This window comes from Venatorbacter sp. C2-1 (assembly GCF_022832715.1).
GTDB lineage: Bacteria > Pseudomonadota > Gammaproteobacteria > Pseudomonadales > Oceanobacteraceae > Venatoribacter > Venatoribacter alkanivorans.
In genome coordinates this window covers 3602153-3624148 of record NZ_CP094879.1, presented here as the reverse complement: position 1 = coordinate 3624148, position 21996 = coordinate 3602153, and the positions used below count along the sequence as shown (strand labels likewise).

Genomic DNA, 21996 nt, shown 5'->3' with positions numbered 1-21996 from the left:
CTGGGGCCTGTTTAATTAGTGTTAACAGCCCCTGATATCCATTAACAGGCCCTCATTAAATGCCGTTTGTATCAGCATTTATCTGTTTGCCAGCCGGTACACCTGTCAGGGCATCGGCTGGTGACTTACCCACTCCAGCACAAACTGAGTAAACGCCTTAAGCCGTGCCGGCATTACATCGCGGTCGCGGTAATAGAGGTAGACCGGTCGCTGCTGCCCTTGCCAATCGGGTAATACCGCCTGTAAACCTTCGGCCGATGTGTTGCTGGCCAGATAGTAGGTTGGAATCAGGGCAATGCCGAGCCCGGCTTTGGCGGCGTTGGCGGCAACATCAATATCGTTAACGCGCAGGCGTGATTGTGGAGCCAGACGAAAATACTCCTGGTTGCGTTTGTTCTGCAGCAACCATTCATTGATCGGGTAGGCAGCCAACAGCGGATGCTGATGCAGTTGTTGCGGATGGCTGACCGGTTCCGCGTTTGCCAGGTACTGTGCGGATGCGCAGAGTGTCATACGGGTAGACCATACCGGTCGGGCAATCCAGCTGCTGTCGCGTGGCTCTCCGACCCTGAAAGCTGCATCAATATGTTGTTCGATCAGGTTTTCATATTGATTGGACAGAACCAGATCGAGCTGAATCCCCGGATACTGCTGCATAAAGGCAAAGAAGCACTGGCCAAGCCAGCTTTGCGTCATGCTGACCGGCGCGGTGATACGCAGGCGCCCACACAGACGGGTGTGCTGATCGTCCAGCTGATTACGGATCTCGCGCAGCTCGGCCAGCAGTGGTGTGCAACGCTGGTAATAGTGTTCGCCCAACTCGGTCAGCGAAAAATAATGCGCACTGCGTTCCAGTAACCGGCCTCCCAGTGTCTGCTCTAACCCCTTCAGGCGACGGCTCAGGGTTGCCTGTGGAATGCCGGTGGCCGTGGCAGCAGCAGCGATACCGCCATGCTGTACCACCTGCTGAAATAACCAGAGATCATCCAGAGAGAATCTTGATTTCATTTATGGAATTTAAGTTGCCAGATGTCGCTATTTATTAACATATATGAAATCAATAGGCTAATCCCTGTATCGGCGATCCATACCGGGTCGCAGTTTTTATCCGGAGTCTTGTTGTGAATTCAAATGCCAGCATCTGGTTACTGATTGTTTTCAGCACCCTGTTCTGGGGCAGTAATTTTAATGCTGCTCATGAAATAGCCGGCGTTGTGCCGCCCCTGACGGCCGCCGCCGAACGCTTCTTTATTGCACTGGTTATTTTCTGGTTGTTTCGCTGGTGGTCGGGGAAAGCAGAATCGCAGTTACAGTGGCGTGATGCGCTGGTACTTGCGCCGCTCGGTATTCTTGGTGTGTTCGGTTTTAACTATGCGTTTTTTATCGCCCTGCACAGCACAACACCGCTTAACGCCGCGCTGATTATGGCGTTGTCGCCGCTGGTGTCTGTGCTGTTATCTGTGGTGCTGCTGAATGCCCGCATGAAAGCGGTGCAGATAGCCGGAATGATATTGGCTTTTATCGGCGTCAGTCTGGTTATTACCGGTGGTGATTTCAGCCAGCTGAATGTTGCCAGTGGTGATTTATGGATGTTGCTGGCCTGTCTGGTCTGGAGTCTGTACAGCGTGGGCTCGAAAAAATACGCACCGCATATTCCGCCGCTGCAGTTTGCCCGCTGGACGGTCAGTATTGGTGCCGTGGCGTTGATTTTACTGGCGCTGGTGGTTGAACAGCCGCAGCTGACGATTCCGCAGCTGACGCTGAAATCACATGGCATTTTGTTCTACATGGGGCTGTGCGGTTCGGTGCTGGCCTATGTGTTCTGGCTGAAAGGCGTACAGCAGTTAGGGCCGGATAAATCAGCCATCGCCTTTAACCTCGTACCGGTTTTTACCTTGCTGGTCAGTCTGATACTGGGCGTTATGCCTAATGCGTTACAGGTTGGGGGGCTGGTGCTGGTGTTGTGCGGAGTGCTGGTGTTTAACGGTAAGGTGGCGTTACCATCTGCACGGAAAGCGGAGGCCGGATTAGGGCGGTGAGGTCGTGGTATCTGACTTGTCCTTATGTTTAACGTGAGAAATATTGAAAAAATCATTTTCTGAGCTATGATTCGCGCTCATTTTTGGCTGAATTTTGCACAGAGGATGTTGCGTTGCTTAAGCAGGGAGCTCAATTCACGCTTATCGCCGGCCTGGCGGTCTTTACGCACGCAGAAATAGTGCCCGATGGCAGCACGGCAACGTCTGTCAGTCTTGACTCACGTGAGCGTGAGGTGGTTGATATTGCACCAGCCGACGCAGACCGAATCAGCCACAATCGTTATACAAGGTTTGATGTTGGCAGCAATGGTGCCATTTTAAACAACCGTACTGCGGGCGCCCGCACCATTATTAATGAAGTTACCGGTCAGCTCCCTTCCTCCATTAACGGAGAGCTCCGGGTTCAGGGAACCCGGGCGCACGTTATTCTTGCTAACCCCAACGGTATCTCGGTCAACGGTGCAGAAGTATTCAACATGGCTTCACTGGCACTGGCCACCGGTAAGGTAGGTTACCAGCAGCGTACCGATGCGTTTGGCTCAACGTATCAGAATCCGGTCGTAACCGTCGATGGCGGCAATATTGCTATCGGAGAGGCTGGTTTGTCCGGCAGTCTGAATCGCCTTGAACTGCTGTCCAGAAGCCTGACTGCGGTCGGGGATATTAATAATGACGACGAATCCGCATTTGCGGAACTCAGCATTCGGGCTGGTGCTGGTACTCATGAATTTGCGTCAGGTCTGTCTGTTGCAGACCCAGCAGGAGGTTGGGTTGCATCGATAATGACACCGGGGGCTGGAGAGACTACTGCCATTGCTATTGATATCAGTAGTAGCGCAAACTTTTATTCCTCCCGGGTTGAGTTGATGGTTACAGACCTTGGGGCTGGTGTTAAAGCGGCGGGTAACCTTTACGCCAGTGCTAATGACTTTACTTTGCAGGCCGATGGTAAAGTGGAATTGTCCGGTGATATCAAGTCTGCCTCTGCATTAAGTATCAAGGCGGGTGATATATATAGTCGTGCAGATTCCGGCAAGCAGAATACAATCGAATCACAATATTCCTCTGTTCACCTCAATTCTGAGTCCAGCATCCATCTGGAATCTACTCTGGTCAGTGCCAACTCTTCTTCTGAGGCAGAACAAGCTGCTTTGCGGCTGACCGCCAATGATAACATCCGTTTGTTATCACGCAGTGCTGAAGAACGAAGCATTTTATTTTCGTTACAGGATCTTGAACTGAACAGTGAAAATTTATACAGCCACAGCAGCCGTATGGTCGCCAATGCAGGACTCAATATCACGGCGTCTTTATTTGAGAATAAAGTACTGATTGATTCGTTTGATTCACAAGGCTTGATTGTATCGTCAGACGGAGAGGGGAAGCGTCTTTGGTATACGGCTTTTCTGCAGAGAGAGCGGGAGCGTCAGCGGGAAATCCGCTTCGGCGAGCCGGAAGCCGGCAGGGTTACATCTGAGATCCTGGCAGGACAAGGTAATATTGCTATTACAGCAGATGAATACCATGGGCTTGGTGCCGATATTATTGCAAATGACGGCAGCATCAATATAACGTCCGATGTTTTTACCAACGAGGCTGCTATCGTTGGTAAAGCCTGGATGTCCAGTCGTTGCAATCTGGGCGGTTGCGATGAGCGTGGCGGATCTGATGTCGAGTTATTGGGCGGAAATATACAGGCCAGCACAACACTGGATATTACGGCAAACCAACAGTTGCTTAATCGTGGCGGTGTATTGCAAGCGCTTGGCGATGTATCTCTGACATCACCGGACTCTCGAACCGAAGGCATTGAGGTCTATGATGTTCTTACCCGGAATAAAGGCTTACGTGGACTACTTCTGAAAAATGATGCCCTTTGGGTGGCTGTTGATCAGGGGGGAGCCGTTATCTCCAATATGGGGCGCTTAAATATAGACGGCAGCGAATTACAGATTGTCGGCGGACGAGTTGAAAGCGCTTTGGATGTTAATGGGAGCTATGCCATCGTTCGTGAACCGACCACTCAGGAATTACTCCTGCGCAGGCGGATCGGACTCGGGGTCGATGTTTTCTGATGAAATATTTACTGCATCTGGCTCTGCTAATAATCCCCTTTTTTGTATACGCAGCGGATCCTGTGACGGAGGTCGGTGAAAAGTATCTGGAAGATAAAAGGCGTCAGGATGAAATCGAACGCCTGAATAAGCGTCAGGATGCTTATCAGCCTGCTCCTAAGTTCGCCTCTGTGCCAGAAAATGATGCCTGTTTTCAGGTAAACCAGATAGTTATTTCCGGTAACAGTATTCTTTCTGAATCCGATGTTGGGGAATCGGTTGAAAAGTACCGGAATAAATGCCTTGGTAAAGATGCAATTAATCAACTTATGCAGGAGCTTTCTGCCAAGTATATTGACCTTGGCTACATCACTTCCCGCGTTTATATCCCACCTCAGGATTTGACATCCGGTACATTGGAGCTGGTTGTTATAGAGGGTTATGTTGAAGCTATCTCCATTAACAATAACAGTAGTGAAGATCGTCAGAAGCTCTGGTGGGCAATGAGTCCTGCCTGGGGAAAACATCTAAGGCTTCCTGAAATTGAACAGGCTTTGGATCAGATTAATCGGGTGCCTTCAGCGAATGCTCAAATGAAGCTCTGGCCGGGTCAGAAAACAGGCTCAACTCACGTTCAGATTGTTAATCAGACAGATGACGAATTTCGTAGTGATATCAGCGTATCCAATGATGGTCAGGAAGATACCGGAAAAATGAAAACCCGGCTGGGACTGGAAGCCGACAATCTGTTGGGTATTAATGACAACATATCCCTGAACCTTATTACCAGCACCAACACCAATGCTGTCACACTAAGCGGAGGCTTTCCCTATCGCTGGTGGAGCTTTGATGCATCACACAGCTACTCTGAATACCTGAATATTCTGCCGGAGAATACCGACCTGTTTGGTCAATCGAATACCTCTTCATTGAACAGCAGGTATTTATTTTATCGTAATACTTCTACCCGTATTGGGTTGCTGACCTCTCTTACCGTACGTCGTTCAGAACGTCATATTCTGGGGGTTCAGCTGACGCCACAGAAACTGGTGCCTGTACGGGTAGCTATGAACTATTCCAGAAACAGTAGCTGGGGGTATCTCAGTGGTGAATTTGGTCACGTTCAGGGGACGGGGCTTTTTGGAGCAACACAAGATGAGCGTTCTGCTCCAGAATACAGTCCTCTTGCCCGATTTCAGAAGCAGGACATCCGCCTGACAATAGGTGTCCCGCTGTCTTCTTTTTTTTCCTTGCAAACGGTTATTGCCGGACAGTATAGCGATGACTCTTTGTACAGCTCAGAACAGATTCATCTTGGAGATGCAGGCAGTGTGCGTGGCAGTGATACAACATTTGCATCCGGAGATCGTGGGTTTTACATGCAGAACACTCTTTCGGTCTCAGGGCGCGGTTTGTCGGCATGGTTTGGCGGTCAGCAAGAATGGTTAAATGGCCTGAGCTTTCGGCTTTTTTCTGATTATGGCTATGTGCGGCAATTAGCCGCTGATCATGCTGAAAATGGCATGGGAGCAGGTGCCGGAGCAGGATATCGTTATAGCCGGTTAACCGCCGATCTCTGGTGGGCAAGATTGGTACAATCCCGGCAGGAATTCGCCGGGCAGAATATTTTTTCAATGAATGTCGGACTGAAACTGTTCTGAATAGTTAGTCCAGGGAGAGAAACATAATGATCGCAGCATTCAGAAACGGGCAGCGTCATCCATTTTATAAAGCACTGACGGCTCTGTTGGTTATGCAGCTGGTTTTTCCAGTTGCATTGATTCAGCCGGTGATGGCAGAACTGATTACCGACCCTCGCGCAGATGTTCAGTTCCGGCCAGTTATCAATAATAGCCAGGGGGTTCCGGTTGTTAATATTGTCCGCCCTGGCAATAACGGGGTATCTCATAATAAGTATCAGGATTTTGACGTCGATGCGAATGGCCTGGTATTTAATAACTCTCTGGTTAATGGCCATTCATTTTTGGCCGGCCAGCTGCTTGCTAACCCAGCACTCGGTGGGCGCAGTGCTTCGGTTATTCTGAATGAAGTAACCGGGGCATCCGATTCGGATCTGAATGGTCTGATGGAGGTGTTTGGTGATAAAGCGAATATTATTATTGCTAATCCTAACGGCATTACCTGTGATGGCTGTGGTTTTATTAATACTGATCGCGCTTCTATGATTACTGGCCGGTCCTTCTACAGCGACGATCAGCTTAACTTTGATATTCGGGATGGCTCTGTTCGTATTGAAGGTGAAGGTCTGAGTTACCGTTATAAACCAAAAGCGCTTGATCTTTTAGGGCGTTACATTGGTATTCATGGTGAAGTCGATGTGCCTGATTCATTGAATATTATTGCCGGAACCTATGACCTTAATTATGACGCTCTGATCTCAGATGATAATTCTGCAACTGCAGTCACGGTTAAAAGTCCGGGAGGAACTCCTGACCGGGCACTGGCAATTGACGCGAGTGTTTTTGGCGCAATGCAGGCCGGAAAAATCAATATTATGGGGACAGAGAAAGGCTTGGGGGTAAAGGCTGATGGTTATCTGTTTTCTCATGCAGATGATTTGTTTATTTCTTCTGCTGGTGGGCTGACGGTATCAGATGCTGATGCTTTCAAAAAGTTGACGCTTGTCGCTGAAGATGAACTGAATATTACAGATGATTTGATTGCCAATCTCTCAGTATCTGTTTCCGGTAATGTTGTTTCTACAGGAGATACTACATCCATTATCACTCAGGATCTGACAATTAATGCTGACTCTGAGATTGATTTAAATGGTGAGACCAAATCGCTGAACTTATTGTTGAGTTCAAATAACCTGAGATCTAGTGCCAACTTATTGGTTCTCAATGAAGCAGATATACAGACTGTAGATAATGCTCTGTTTCAGGATGGTGACATCAGGATAAATACGGCGTCTCTGGTCGGTGGAAAGTTCGGATTTCTTGATAGTGTGTTATCCATCAATATTTTAAATGCCAATGCGCATCAATGGGGTATAAATAATAGCCGGTTTGAAGTGTCTGATCTGACATTAGCGACAGACGAGAGTTATATCGATAACGCATTTATACTTGTTAATCAGCTGGATGTTAACGCTGGAAGTATGGTCGTAACAGACTCAAGAATGAGTGGGCTTGATATGCGCTTTCAGGGATCCAGTCTTGGCCTGACAGATTCTTCCTGGTTATTTAATAATATTGACGCCAAAACGGAAGCGCTGAATCTTAAGCAAGCATTGCTGATGTCTTATCGTACTGATCTGAATACGGCTGTGCTGATCTCGGAAAACTCATCCTATTATAGTGAAGTATTACAATTTAGAGCTGGTGCTGATTTTACCAGTCAGGGTGATACCTTTCAGATACTGTCTTTTGGTGGCGAGATCGGAGAGTCTGATGCCGGAACCCTGGATATTAATGCTGGTAATGCTGACTTCTCTGATACAAATATCCGCACAGAACGTTTTAACCTTACGGGCAACAATTTGACCCTGTCAGCAGGGGAGATGCTGGCCTCAGATCTTTTCGTTACATCCTCTTCGTTTGTGGCAAAAGAATCGGCCCGGATTGTCGCGACAAATGAGTTAGCCGTTGTTTCAGATACTATTGTTGCCAATGCACAAATGTATGGCGGTAATCTGAGTGTCGAAGCTGCCGATGCAGCATTATCCGGGCGGTATGAGGCTGCTGATAATATGTCGATAACCTCTGGTCAGCTGGCGACAAAAAATTCTGTTATCTCGGCCAGAAGCTTAGCAGTGAGCGGTCGGGATTTGGCTCTTGATGCAACACAAATCAATGCTCAGGATGTTGTTTTATCTGCAGATGATGATGCTTCTTTCTCTGGAAGTGTCAGTGCTGAAGACTTAAAAATCAGTGCTCAGAATATTGACATTACAGGCCAGATGCAGCTTGAAAATAGCGCACAGCTGACCGCCACTAATGCTTTGTCGGCAAATTCCATACTAATTACAGCTGATGATTTTGCTGCTACAGCCAGCCAGTTAAGTATAAATCAGGCAGATATTCAGACTGGTGCAATCCAGTTGCATGCAAATAAAGATGCAAAGCTTTCCGGCTCCATTGTTGCAAATGAATTAACTCTGACTGCTGATAATGCTGAGGTTAGTGGTGATTACGCATTGTCAGACACTATGGTGGTAACAGCAGGCAATCGCCTGAAGTCTGATCGTATAGTGGCACAAGCTATAGACCTGATGCTTACTGGTAACAATCTGGAAATTAATAATAACCAATTAACAGCCAGTCATATATCTCTTGAAGCACAACAGGATATTGAGTTATCCGGATCGGTGAAAGGCAAGGTTTTACTTGTTAATGGACGAAATGCAGATATCTCTGGTCATTACAATCTGGCCGATAACCTGTCGGTAACTGCCGAAAATCAACTGACGATTAATGACAGTGATATTACAGCAAAAAATTTCAGTTTGTCTGGTAATGATCTTAAAGCATCTGAAGTAACTGTTTTTGCTGAAAATGCAAAATTGGAGGCAATGAATGATGCTTCTCTTTCGGCTTCCGTTACCGGGAACAGTCTGAGCATCAATGCACAAAATGTTAACTTAAGCGGACAGTACCAGTTGGCCGGTAATGTACAGATCAGTGCTGAGAATCGTTTGACAACAGATGATGCTGAAATTAATACGGCAGATTTGGTATTGTCAGCTACTGACCTGACTTTTTCGCAGACGGATATCCGTGCAGTAAACAGTCAGTTAACGGCAAAACAAGATCTGACTTTTTCCGGCAGTGTGGTTGGTACCTCCTTGAGTGTACAAGCGAGTAACAATGCCAGCCTTACCGGGAACTATGCTTTATCAGATGTATTATCCGTTGCAGCAGGCAATGAGCTGAAAGTGAATGGTATTGTAGCTGAAGCTGTTAATCTGATGCTGGCGGGAGATAGAGTCAGTGCCGATAGTGCTGTGCTGGAGTCTGATCAGACAGTTTTGACTGCAACGAATGATTTGATATTGTCGGGCTCCATTGTCGGTAATGATTTAATAATCAATGCTGCCAATGCAGATATTTCCGGTCAGTACGGCCTGAGTAATAGCCTGTCTGTTGCAACGACAAATCAGTTAACGGCCGATAATATGATTGCTGTAACCGATCAGCTGAAACTTGATGGGCAGATTCTTGTATTAACCAATGCCGATATAACTGCAGATTCTTTATATTTGACCAGTCGTCAGGATATGCAGCTGTCAGGGGCAGTTAAAGGAAATAATTTAATTGTTCGTGCAGCCAATGCAGATCTGTCAGGTCAATATCAGCTGTCTGATCAACTGTCTGTGATCGCCAGTGATAAACTTACAGGTCAAGATGTGAGTGCTTCTGCCAAAAATATTAGTCTTGGCAGTCAGAATATAATCCTTACCAGTGCCGACTTGGCAGCAGATAATATCCATCTGGTAGCTGATAAAAATATAAAAATTTCAGGATCAGCTAGCGGTAATAGCCTGACGATTGCTGCGCAAAATACCGATTTAAGTGGGCAGTATCAGTTTTCTGATAATATCACTGCCCGGGCAGAAAATCAGCTGAGTACCAATAATGCTGATATAACCACTGCCAGTTTAATATTAACTGCTGCAGATCTTGTGCTGACTGAAACCAATATTGTTGCGGACAGTACTGAATTGGTGGCAGACAGGGATCTGAGTTTGTCAGGTACGATGAAAGGTAACTCGCTGACTGCTCGGTCAGGTAGTGATGCACAACTATCAGGTGAGTACGTTCTGTCAGACACGCTATCAGTTACAACTGGTCGGGACCTTATTATTGATGGGGTTGTCGCGCAAGCCGTTAATCTTATGCTGAACGGCGATAACCTACAGGCCCATAATGTAATGCTTGGCGCAGATCAGGCTAAGTTGATGGCGAATCAGAATCTCACAATTTCTGGTTCGTTAACCGGTAATTCTTTAGATTTAACTGCGAGCAATGTTAATGTGGCGGGTGATTATAAACTTGCCGATAACCTCAATATTGTTGTTGCAGATAAGCTGACTGCAACTGATGCTGATTTTACAACAAGTGATCTTAACTTGGCTGGCAATAATATAAGTGCAGTAAATATCGATATAAATGCAGAAGCAACCTCTCTGATAGCTAAACAGAATCTTAATCTTTCAGGCAGTGTCAGTGGTAACGATTTAATTGTCCAGGCGGGTTTTGCTGAAATAGATGGCTCCTATTCTCTGGCAGATCAACTGTCAGTGATAGCTCAAAGTGACATAACTTCCACGACTGTCAGCATTAATGCCAACAACCTGAACCTCAAAGCTGATAATATTACGCTTGATAATCTCGAAGTTTCTGCTGGTAGCAGCTACTTAAATGCAGATAAAAATATTAGTCTGACTGGAACTGGTTCTGCCCCCGTTATCAGTGGCGACCATTTATCAGTAAATGCTGGTACTGATATTACTTTAACGGGTAGCTACCTGTTGGCAGGTGATATGTCGGTAACCGCAGGTCATGATCTGGATGTCGACAATATTGTCGCTAGTTCTGTAAACATCTTGCTGCAAGGCAATAGTATCAGTGCTCATGGTGTGACTCTGGAAGTAAATGAGGCACAACTGAATTCAAATAATGAACTGAGTTTAGATGGCGATATTAGCGGTAATAACCTGACTGTCACCGCTGACCAGGCTGAAATAAGTGGTAGTTTTGATCTGTCAAGCACGTTGTCCGTAATAACCGATAACGAATTATTCATCGATGATGCCCACCTTTCTGCCAGTGCGCTTGCTCTGAAGGCAGACGACTTGGTCATGAATAATGTAAGTTTAACGACTGACACAGCCAGTCTGGTTGCTGATAACGATATTGAGCTGAAGACAATAACTGCCAATACGACAACAGCTAGTTTGGATGATGATTACCAGTGGTCAGATCAGTTTTCGGTATCGGCAGGTAATAACCTTGTTATCAATAATATGGTTTCAGCAGCAATCAATCAGATGTTGAATGCTGGTAACAATGCACAATTACATAGTGTTGAATTATTAGCAGATACCGCAACGATAATCACAGCTCAACAACTTGATCTCAAGGGGCGGGTTGATGCGACCAGTCTTAATCTGACCGCGGCCGATGCCTCTGTTAGCGGTACTTATAAGCTGGCGGATAGTCTGGCGATAACGACCAGTAATGATCTGGGGCTAAACAATACAGATATCAATTCAGACAAGCTGAGCGTGGCAGGGAATAACGTTAATGTTTCCGCAAGCCGTGTGAATGCAGACGAAATTCAGTTGACCGCTGCTCAACAGCTGAATCTGGTCGCTGCTATCGCCGGAGAATCCCTCACCGTAACTGCAGATACTGCTTCGCTGCAGGGGCAGTTTGACTTATCTGATACGTTGTCGCTGACTACAGATACTCATGCGGTACTGAATAACAGTGATGTTGCGGCAAAAAATCTTGAGTTCAAAGTCGGTGATGGCGAAGCACTACTTAAAAATAGCAGCATCATAACTACAAGTACCGACTTAATTGCAGATGATGTTAATGTTAAAAATAGTATTCTGAATGGCGCTTCTGTTGAAATCAGCAGTAATAACCTGATTTTAGATGCTGACAGTGAGCTTGGTGCAGACAATGTTGATATTAATGTTGCAGGCAGGGTAGAAAATTCAGGAAACATTCTGGCGGCTGATGAGCTAAGCGTAATCGGTAGCAATATTAGCAATAACGGTAGTGTGGCTTCTTTTGCCAATGCAGTAATTAAGGCCGCAAATGTCTTTGAAAATAATGGTGTCCTTACCGCTGATAGTCTTGTTCTGAGTGGCAGTGATGTAATTAATAATAATCAGTTGGGGGCTGAGTATTTAGACCTAACTTATCAGAATCTGGCTAATAATTCCGGAGCTGATCTGGTATCAGGCAATACGGTCTATACCGCAAAGTCTGATACTGCGCTATTTAATAATCATGGAACACAGACGATCACCGGAACCGTCAGCTGGCAGTCAGAGGGTGGATCTGCCGGAACATATATCAATGCCGGCACGCTGCAAGGTAGCCATGATGTTAATTTTTCTGGTCTTGCTAACGTCAGTAATACTGGTGATATGGCTGTTAAAGGTACACTGGGCATTGGAGGTGAAAAATTTGTCCAACAGGGAAAAATTACGGCTGGAACGTTACGTATTGACCGTAATAATAAAGAATCTTTTTCTAATCAGGGAAACATAAGCGTCGCCAGCCTGAATGCCAGATCAGACGCTGATTTTATCAATGATGGCATCATAGAAGCGGATAATTCTGAGATATCCTTTGTCGCTGACGCGGCCTTCATTAATAATGCTGCCAAAACCTTTAGTAGTGAAAATCTGACTATCATTAATGGAGCAATTAACAACCAAGGGAATATTGAAACTAATAATGCAGCCTTCACCGGTAATGGTTCCCAGGTATTCAGCAATAGCGGTAGTCTGATTCAGAGTGCGGGAAGTGGCACACATCATGGTGTAACCGTTACTGGGTTTGGGACCCTGAATAATACCGGAAAAATCGAAGCGGATGACCTGGTTGAACTGAGGATGATCCAGACGGTTAATAACGCTTCCTCAGGGCAGGGCATTGTAGCATCCGGGCTGTTGGCTGATCAGATAGGTACATTCAATAACCACAGCACCATCAGTGTAAATGCGCTTAACACATCTGTGACAAATATGCTTAATACCGGAATCATCGGTGCTGATGAAGCCAAAATCACGGTTGACGGTACACTGAATAATCAGGGGTATCTGTATCAGACCGGAGGAAGTACCTCACCTTCGCTCACCAATATCATTGGCAGTACTGCGGGTCAGTTCGATATTCAGAGCTTTGGTTTAAAAAATGGTTCAGCTGATGGCAAAGGCAGTATTGAAATCCGCAATGGCCATTTACTGTTGAGTAATGGAAACCTGATCAATACTGGTTTGATTCAGGCACAGGACTCAGGCAGCGGCAATGACACCTTATTGATTTCCGGTATGAAGAATCTGACTAATAGTGGGGATATTGATCTGGATACTGAGCTGGTCGTTACTGGTGGCAGTATTGTGAATCAGGAAGGAGGTTATCTACATGCGGTCTCCCTGGCCGGTACTGATTTAATCAGTTTCACTAATGCCGGAACAACGTTGTTGGATAGCAATGCGACAATAAATGCCGATACAGTACTAAATAGCGGCCTGTTTCATGCAGACAAACAGATCAATCTGTTTTCCGGCAATATAACAAATACCGAAAATGCAGAAATATCGACAGCGGGAATCATGAGGCTGTCGGGACGGACCGATTCTTCCCTCAATACACTGAATAATGCCGGATTAATAAAGGCTTCTGGTCTTGTATTACAGGCCGATCAGTTCCTGAATGCTGAGCAGGGAGAGCTGTCTGCAGGAGAAGCAGATATTAAAGTTGCGACCCTTGTTAATCAGGGAGAAATCAAGCAAAGCACTGATCAGCTTTCATCCACCCAGCGTGCAGAACTTGGATTGACCGATGGTACGGCAATAATGCTCACCGCAGTCTCTGTTATTAATCAGGGTAACGATGCTCTGATTAATATAGATAACGGCGCTATTCATACCTCGAAACTAAAAAACAGCGGGAGTATCCAGCAATCGGCTGGTGCTGTACCGGGCGATACATTATTCATAACAGGTGTTGGAAATCTTATTAATAATGGTCAGATTCTCCTGAATACAAACCTGGCATTTACTGATGGCGCTAATATTAATAACGCAGAAGGTACCATTAAGGCCAATGGAATCAGTGCCAATAATATTTCCAGCTTTAATAATCAGGGCGGCACACTGCAGGCGCAAAATAACCTGGCTTTGAGTTCTGCCGGAGATCTGGTTAATGATGGAAATCTTGTTGGCAACAACGTTGCCATTCTTGTTGATGGCGTATTGACAAACCAGGGTTTGATTCAGGGGCAGAATGCCGTAAGCCTGAATGTTGATGTTTTAAACAATAACAATAACGGTGTGATTGCCACGGTTAACAATCATGCGGATATGATAATTACTGCAGATTCTGTTCTGAGTAATGCCGGCAGTATTAATAGTGCAAATGATCTGACGATTAATACTCGGATTCTGAGTAATGGTAATACAATCAGTGGGAATGCACTTACGTCGCTTAATATCGATGAGCTTGATAACCGGGGCCTGATTTATGGCGGTAATCTTAATGTCGGCAGCAATGGACAGTATGTTGTGGAATCAGCAGCGGCCGGAGTTCGGAATTTTTCATCAGGTGTAAAACAAGGCTTAGTCGCTGCTAATGAACTGAACTATTATAGCAGTGGTAGTTTAAACAATATTTATCAGGCCAAAGTTCTGAATCTTGACGTTGCCAGCGGCCATGGCCTGGCAGTCTCTGGTGATATGCTGGCCAGTCAGCAAGTGAATATTCATGCAGACAGTGCAGCGTTTAATAATACTGCACAGATTTTTATTGGTGAGAGCACTCAGGTCAGTCGTTGGGATATTGCTGGCGAATTAACGAATAACGGTTCAATAAAATCAGCCTCAGAATTACAGATTGCAGCGAATAATGTGACCAATAATGGTGGTGTTCTGGCTGATGGATTGCGTTTTGACTTAGCGACACTAGCTAACTCCGCAGGGGCAAGTATTCAGAGTTCTGGTTACCTGAGTGTATCCGGCGCTGACCGTGCACTGGTTGATGATAACGCTGTCTCTGTTGTTAATAGTGGTACGCTGGCATCTTCCGGTTATTTTCAGTTGGCATCTGCAACGCTTAGCAATAATAAAGATGCTGAACTGATTTCAGCAGCTGATATGACACTAACTGCTCCTGCACTGCTCAATAACGGAAGTATCCATGTAACAGGTGATATGACGCTGACAACTTCCAATCTTACCAATCAGGCAGATGGCCTGATTGTAACAGCTCAGGGTGATATGAATATTCGGGGAGGCAGCGGTTTTGCAACCAATGCCGGGCAGATTTTATCTGCTGGTGATCTAAGCCTGGCTGCTTATTCATTAACAAATAGCGGGAATGTTGAGGCTGCAGGTGATGCAAACTTTAACGTGGCGAGATTCGATAACCAGGCTAGTGGATTTGTTAATGTAGATGGCGTTCTGACCTTTGAGGGAACCGTATGCTTATATTGGTGTTACGGCGTGGGCTTTAGTAACTCTGGAGAAATCTATGGTGGAACAGTAAATGCCCGGCAATATTCTTCTTTCACTAATGATGGTGTTGTGGTTGCAGCAGGGAGTGCAAATGAAGGGCTTGGTCAATTAATTATTAGTGCTGATAGTATTAAGAATAAAAATTTCCTATTTGCAAATGATGTTTTCAGTATGAATGGTCGGCTGAATAATGGCGGGGAATTATCAAGCTTTTCGAAGGTTAATACTAACTCTATCGTGGGAGATATTCATAATGGCTTTGATGGCCTTAAGGGTATCATCAAAACAAATAGTGGCTTGACTGTTGTAGGGGATGTTTTTAATACAGGTTATAAAGATGCGGGGGCGGCTAAAAAGAACTATGAAACCATTGTTTCATATAATTATAAAAGCTGGGATCGTAAAGAAGGGAATAAACTCAACAGGAAAACCCGATATTATTTTCGACACGATGTTGGTTATGTAAATATTTCTCTTGATGCTTCAAATGAACGTAGTCTTATTAGTGTCGGTGGGGATTTAAATATTGCTGATGGTGATCTGATTAATCATATGTCTGATGTCAGTGTCGTTGGTCTTATCGATATAGATGGCGGACTGAGTAATACTAGTGAAGAAATTAAAGATGTGCTTGTTAAAAATCTTCGTTGGCAAAGAAAAACAAATAACAGTAAACCCCAGACAAATATTTATGGTGAAGGCTGGTTGCTGGCAGGATTTAATTCAAGCGATCCAGAAAAGCATAATGAAATTGTTGATCATCTCGTAGGTCAGATATCAGCTTCAGGTTCTACCTATTACTGGGATGGCCCTTGGGCCAGAGATGAAACAGGCTTGGTACAAGCAACAGAAATACTGCCAGATAGTACGTTTGACGTTATCAATCCCGAAACCATTGGGCTTGTATATGCTGGCGGAAAGATCAAGTATGATGGTGGAAAATATTTCAGGAACACTGGTAATTTGATAGCCGGAGGCATTGAAGAACATACAGCTGATCCGCTAAGTAATATTTATGATGCCGATGATATTGAGCAAAGCAATGGTGTAGATACTGTTGATCACACTACGACAACAAATAAATTCAGCAGTAATGCTGCGGCAGTTAATGCAACGAATGCTGTAGGGAAAGATACAACTAAGAAAGGTAGCTTTATAAATGGTGCTGATAGCGTTGTTATCGATATAGCCAGTGGTGAACCATCATCATCTGTTTCTTTGCTGTCTTTCATTTTACCTGGATTGGATTACAGTGCCCTCAATGCCGCCTCTGTAGCAGGTGATAAAACGGCCGAAGAATTAGCAGCACAAGCTGCACTTCAGCAACAACTGAGTGGAATTAGTGCCGGGGGATCAGGGTGGAAATTATCCGGCAACTATTGGCAGGACAAAGGCCAATACACTCCAGAGGTTGAAAAACATACCCGTGTAGGTAACAACCCTCCGCGCCTCAATAATTGGCAGGGGGCTGATGTTTCAATTGAAGGCCTCCAGTATCAGTCTTTAACTCCAGTACTGGGGGATGGCACTCCGCAATGGCAAAATAAAACAACCAGTCTGGCTGAAATACAGAACGTCACTACCGGATCAGTTAACCTACCTGACACAACGGACTGGATTAACAGCATCAATGCCCCCGATCTGAGTGCAACACGTGCTGAGCTTAACCAGGCACGGAGTAGTCTGAATAAAGGTCAGGACCGCAGCATGAATAACGGCCGCGCCAGCCTGTTTGATCTTGATCCTGATATCCTCAGCAGAATTATTGCCGACACCGAGTATGAGCTGCAGCCTGACTACATTTTTAAACGGCTTACAGATACTCAGCTGCCCGATACAGAGCCGGTATTCTTACTTGACCCGTATCAGGAAGCTCAGGCTATTACCCAGGCGGCACTGGCACAAACCGGTACAGCCTACTTCTCGCCCGACTGGTCCAGCTCGGCAGAGCAACGTCAGGCGCTGTATGACAACACCGTCAGTTATCTTGAGCAGCACCAGAGCAATGGCAACCTTCAGGTGGGGCAGGCACTCACCCGGGATCAGATTGCCCAGCTCGAAGCACCGATGATCTGGTATGTCAGCATGAACATTGGTGGAACTCAGCAGTTGGTTCCTACCGTTTATCTGCCTGAGGCTACGCTTGAGCAAATTACTACCCCGGCAGCGGGCAGTATTGTGGCTGATAGCATAGATATCAGCGTGGGTGACTTTACAAATACCGGCAATATTAATGTTAAAAACAGCGCAAATATCTATGCCGAAAGCTTTAAAAACCAGCGCAATGTTATGCGCTTTGGCGATGGCACCAACTACAACACCATTGCCGGTAACGGGGGGAATATCTCAGCGGGCAGCCTGAGCGTTGTTGCCAGTAATGACATAAACAACAATGGAGGTAGCCTGACCACTTCTGGCGATATGAATCTGCAGGCCGGTGGTGATATTAACTTCAATGCCCTGCAACTGGATCGACGCAGTCAGAGTGGTAAAAACATTGATGAACATACCGAATTCCTCACCAGCCAGATCCGTAGTGGCGGTAATGCCAGCTTCCATGCCGGTGGCGACTTTAACTCCGAGGCCGCCAAATTTGACATCGGCGGCAATGCTCTGGTCGATGCAGAAAATATTAATCTTCAGGGTGTAACCGAGCGCGATTATCAGCAGCGCTACAGTGAGAAAAAAGGCACCTTCAGCTCGTCAAAAACCACCACGCAACAGGAAACCCTGACCTTTCAGGGAACTGAACTTGGCGCAGGCGGCAATCTGTTACTGAATGCCCGTAATGATATGACTCTGGTCGGAGCTGATGTCAGTGCCGGTGGTAATGCCACACTGAATGCCGAAAATAACATCCTGATTACCGCTGGTATTAATCAGGACAGTTACAGCAAAGAGAAAAGTGGCAGTGGTGTTGCGACCACCAGTGCGCAACAAAAAGGCCACGTAAAACAAGAAGCTGTTGGCAGTACCATCAACAGTGGTGGCAATTTACAGATCAACAGCAACGGTGGTGATGTTGCGATACTCGCTTCCCAAATCTCTGCCGACAACAACATCACCCTCGGCGACACCAACCTGCTGCGCGACGAAAACGGCGCACCGGTACTGGATGATAATGGCCAGTTTATCAGCGCCGATGGCAGCAGCATTGGTAACCTCACCGTGGGTACCGTGGAATTAAAAGACGAAGAATGGAACGTTAAACAATCCGGCCTCAAAGGCCCGCTGAAAAACCTCGCCTCCGCCGCTATGTTTGTTGCCGGCAGCATGGGCGTTACCTCTCAACTCGAAGCCCTGGGTGTTGATACCACCCTCACCGTTGGCCACAGCGAAGAACAGCGGGTTGAAACCACCCATAATGCCACCTCAAGCGTGGATGCTGGCGGCAACCTGATTGTGCGGGTGGATGATCACCTGCAGGTTGACGGCAGCCAGATCAATGCCGCAGGTAATGGCTACATTGAAACCGGCAGTACCACGGTTACTGCCGTGATGGACAGCACCACCACCACCGAAAGCAGCAGCGAGCAAACGGTTGCTTCTACCAAGCCTGCAGTGGGCAAGCAGGAAGTAACGGTCGCTGGTGTAACCGCTACCGACCATACCGAAACCACCACCACCACCCAGGAAACCGCCGTTACCGCGGGCCTTAATGTGGGTGGCAATCTGATTATGAACAGCGAAGGCGATATTAATCTCCTCGGTTCTGATCTCAGTGCCGGTGGCGATGCCAGCCTCACTGCGCAAAATATTAACGTCGAAGGCGTAACCGAAAACAGCAGCACCACTCATACCGAAAAAACCGAAGTCAGCACCACTTCGCTGGGCGTTAAAAACGCCTACGTCGATGCCGTTTACGCCGCCGATGCCGTCGCTCAGGCCGGAGCCGATGTTGAAGCTGCCAAAAATGCTCTCGCTGATGCAGAGCGCCGTATTAAAGATGGCAGTCTGGCGGCCAGTGCACTGGATGACTACAAAGCGAACCTTGCTGCCGCCACCACTCAGCTGGCACAGGCTACGCTGAACTTTGCCGCAGCCGGTGGTACCGCCGCTGCATCGACCGGCACCGGCGGTTTTTATGCCAGCGCCAGTGCCCAGACCACCACCACCGAAAAAGAAAGCACCAGCACCAGCCAGACTTATGTTGGCTCCAATATTAATGTGGGTGGCAATGCTTCCTTTAATGCCACCGACGCCCTCAACATTATTGGCTCATCGGTTAATGTGCAGGATCAGCTGGCACTTAACGGCAACAGCGTCACCATTACCGCCGGAACCGAAGAAAGCACCAGCAGCTCCAGCGAGCAGACATACAGCGCCGGCATGAGCTTCAGCAACAGCGGTGGTAATGATTCTTTCAGTGCCAACGCCAGCGCTAACAGCAGTGAGTCTGACAGCTACTCCAAAACCCACGTTAACAGCAGCATTAATGCCGGCAGTTTAACCAGCGCCAGTGACCAGCTCACCATTGCCGGTGCGAATATCGAAATTCAGAACGATATTGACATCACCACCGGCCAGCTCACCATTGCCAGTCTGCAGGACGAAAGCCGTTCCAGCAGTCATAGCGAAGGCTATAACGTTAGCGGCAGCGTGGGTGGCAGTCTGCCTATCGACCCAAGCAACATCGGCGGTAACCAGAACGACAGCAGCAGCGACAGCAAGTGGGTAAACAACCAGACCACCCTTATCGGCGGAGCATCTGGTAACGGCAAAGTCACCATCAACGCCGATAAAACCGAAATCACCGGTGCCACCGTTGCCAGTGCTACACGTAATGAAGACGGCACTCTGACCGACAACGGCAACCTCACGCTGATTACCGACGAGCTGACCGTTACCAACCTCTACGACCACAACACCAGCGAAAGCAGTGGCGTAAACATCAGTGCCGGAGTCAGCAGCAGCGGAACTACCACCGTTGGCTTAACGAACAACGGCCACAACACCGAACAAACCAGCTACGCCACCCTTGGCGGCGGCACCGTGCAGAAAAAAGACGGTACGGCGCACGATATTGCTGATGTAAATAACGACCTGAGCAACACCCAGGAAATCACCCTCGACCAGCAAACCGGTGGGCTGGATGCCACGGTGACGGTGGATCACCGGTTAACCTCGGAACAAGGCCGCGCACAAATTCAGGAAGATGTTACCAAGTCGGGCATGATCGTCGACACAGTGGCATTAATCGCCACCACCGACCGTGTTGGCATTACCGACTTCTTTAAAGAAACCGGCAAATCCCACACAACGTACGAAGCCATCAAATCCGAAATTGCCAACAACCCAGAATTAGCGGCACAACTCACCCGTGATGATTTAGCACCGGCTGAAAAAGAAGCCATGCTCAACGAACTGACGCACAGCGTTATGGTTGAACTGGGTTACAGCACAGGCGATTACCAGAATGTACTGGTAGCCAACGAACAGGATCATGTTGTTAAAGATGGCGCAACGTACGAGCGCCATGGGTTTTATTCAGAAGAAACCCAAAATGCCTACATCAACGATGCGTTTATCAGCGACACGCAAGGGTTAGTCTCCACCGCGGGGCATGAGCTGTCACACGCGATGGATGATCGCACTGAGGCGAAGCACAGCGAACAAGATAACGAAATTTACGCCACCCAGTATGGGAATAACTTTGGTGATTATACCCACGTTGCCATGGCCGTCACCGGCAACGGCAGCATGGCGGGTAACAACCAGCATGTGGGCAACAACAGCGAGAAAGTAAGAGGCCAGACAGAAAGTTATAACCAGCTGGATAAGAGTAAAGGTGATGATTTTCTTCAATTTATCCCTCCTTTAATTGCCGCTGGAGCCATGATTGCAAGCGACATTCCAAGTGCGAATGGACCCTCTCCGGACGATAACCTGGACGAAATACCACAATCGAGATCATTGCTGCCTATCGATGTTTTAGGTGAGGGCGCGAAAGAACTTACCGATCATCAGTATGACACAGCGATTGATTTTGGAATGATGGTTGGCAACCCTAGCAAGCTGATAAAAGATGGTGCGGATATACTGGGAAGTGTAGCCGGTAAGGCAGGCAAGACAGATGGTTCAGATGTTCAGGAAGTAACGCAGGCGTTTGGCGAAAAACTGGATTCAGGCAGTTTACCATCGGGTTATACACGAAATGCTGATGGTACAGTTACTGGCCCAAGAGATGGGGTCGCAACGCCAACTGGTCAGTATGATATTGAGACCAAGAATGAGATTATGCGGCGTGAGAGTGGCGGTTATTATACCACCGCCGAAAATGGAACCCAGCAGACGGTTAACTCACCGTACCCGAACGGTGGCAGTAGTGATGCCCAAGTCGTCCAGAATCGAATAGATGGTTCTCGAAGAGAGGCTGAGGTTGAGGCCGAACTAAAAGAAGCTAACCCTAATGCCTCCGTTCAAAGCGAGCAGTTCTTGCGTGATAAAAACGGTCACATTGTCGTTGACAGAATTACAGGTGAGCGCCGAAGGGTTGACCATGTAGTTATTGAAGATGGGCGTGTTACGGACGCAGTAGAAACAACCAGTTTAACAGCCAAAAAAGATGCTCAGAAGGCAAAAGAAGATCGCATAATTGAGCAAGGAGGTAATTTTGTTAAAGATAGGGATACAGAGTGTATAATACCAATTGACTGTGAAATTAGACTGGAGAGGCGAGAATAAG

5 protein-coding genes are annotated in these 21996 nt (G+C 46.9%); 4 read left to right on the top strand and 1 reads right to left on the bottom strand.

Features of this window, described 5'->3' with window-relative positions; all coding sequences use genetic code 11:
* Positions 1 to 105: 105 nt before the first annotated feature.
* On the bottom strand, positions 106 to 1008 hold the full coding sequence (locus MT343_RS16225) for a LysR family transcriptional regulator (protein WP_145466508.1): 903 nt from the start codon (positions 1006 to 1008) through the stop codon (positions 106 to 108).
* A 113-nt stretch (positions 1009 to 1121) separates the two neighbouring features.
* Here MT343_RS16225 and MT343_RS16220 point away from each other — a divergent pair, with 113 nt between their 5' ends.
* From MT343_RS16220 to MT343_RS16205, 4 genes are all read left to right on the top strand, one after another.
* Positions 1122 to 2039, top strand: coding sequence for a DMT family transporter (locus MT343_RS16220; RefSeq protein ID WP_222428439.1), 918 nt, complete (start codon positions 1122 to 1124; stop codon positions 2037 to 2039).
* Between the two features lie 113 nt (positions 2040 to 2152).
* Positions 2153 to 4114 carry a filamentous hemagglutinin N-terminal domain-containing protein gene (locus MT343_RS16215; RefSeq protein WP_145466507.1) on the top strand — a complete coding sequence of 654 codons (1962 nt, stop codon included), beginning with the start codon at positions 2153 to 2155 and terminating at the stop codon, positions 4112 to 4114.
* On the top strand, positions 4114 to 5754 hold the full coding sequence (locus MT343_RS16210) for a ShlB/FhaC/HecB family hemolysin secretion/activation protein (protein WP_145466506.1): 1641 nt from the start codon (positions 4114 to 4116) through the stop codon (positions 5752 to 5754). Before MT343_RS16215 ends, MT343_RS16210 begins: the two co-directional genes overlap by 1 nt.
* A 26-nt stretch (positions 5755 to 5780) precedes the next feature.
* On the top strand, positions 5781 to 21995 hold the full coding sequence (locus MT343_RS16205; protein ID WP_145466505.1) for a two-partner secretion domain-containing protein: 16215 nt from the start codon (positions 5781 to 5783) through the stop codon (positions 21993 to 21995).
* The last annotated feature ends 1 nt before the right edge of the window (position 21996 follow it).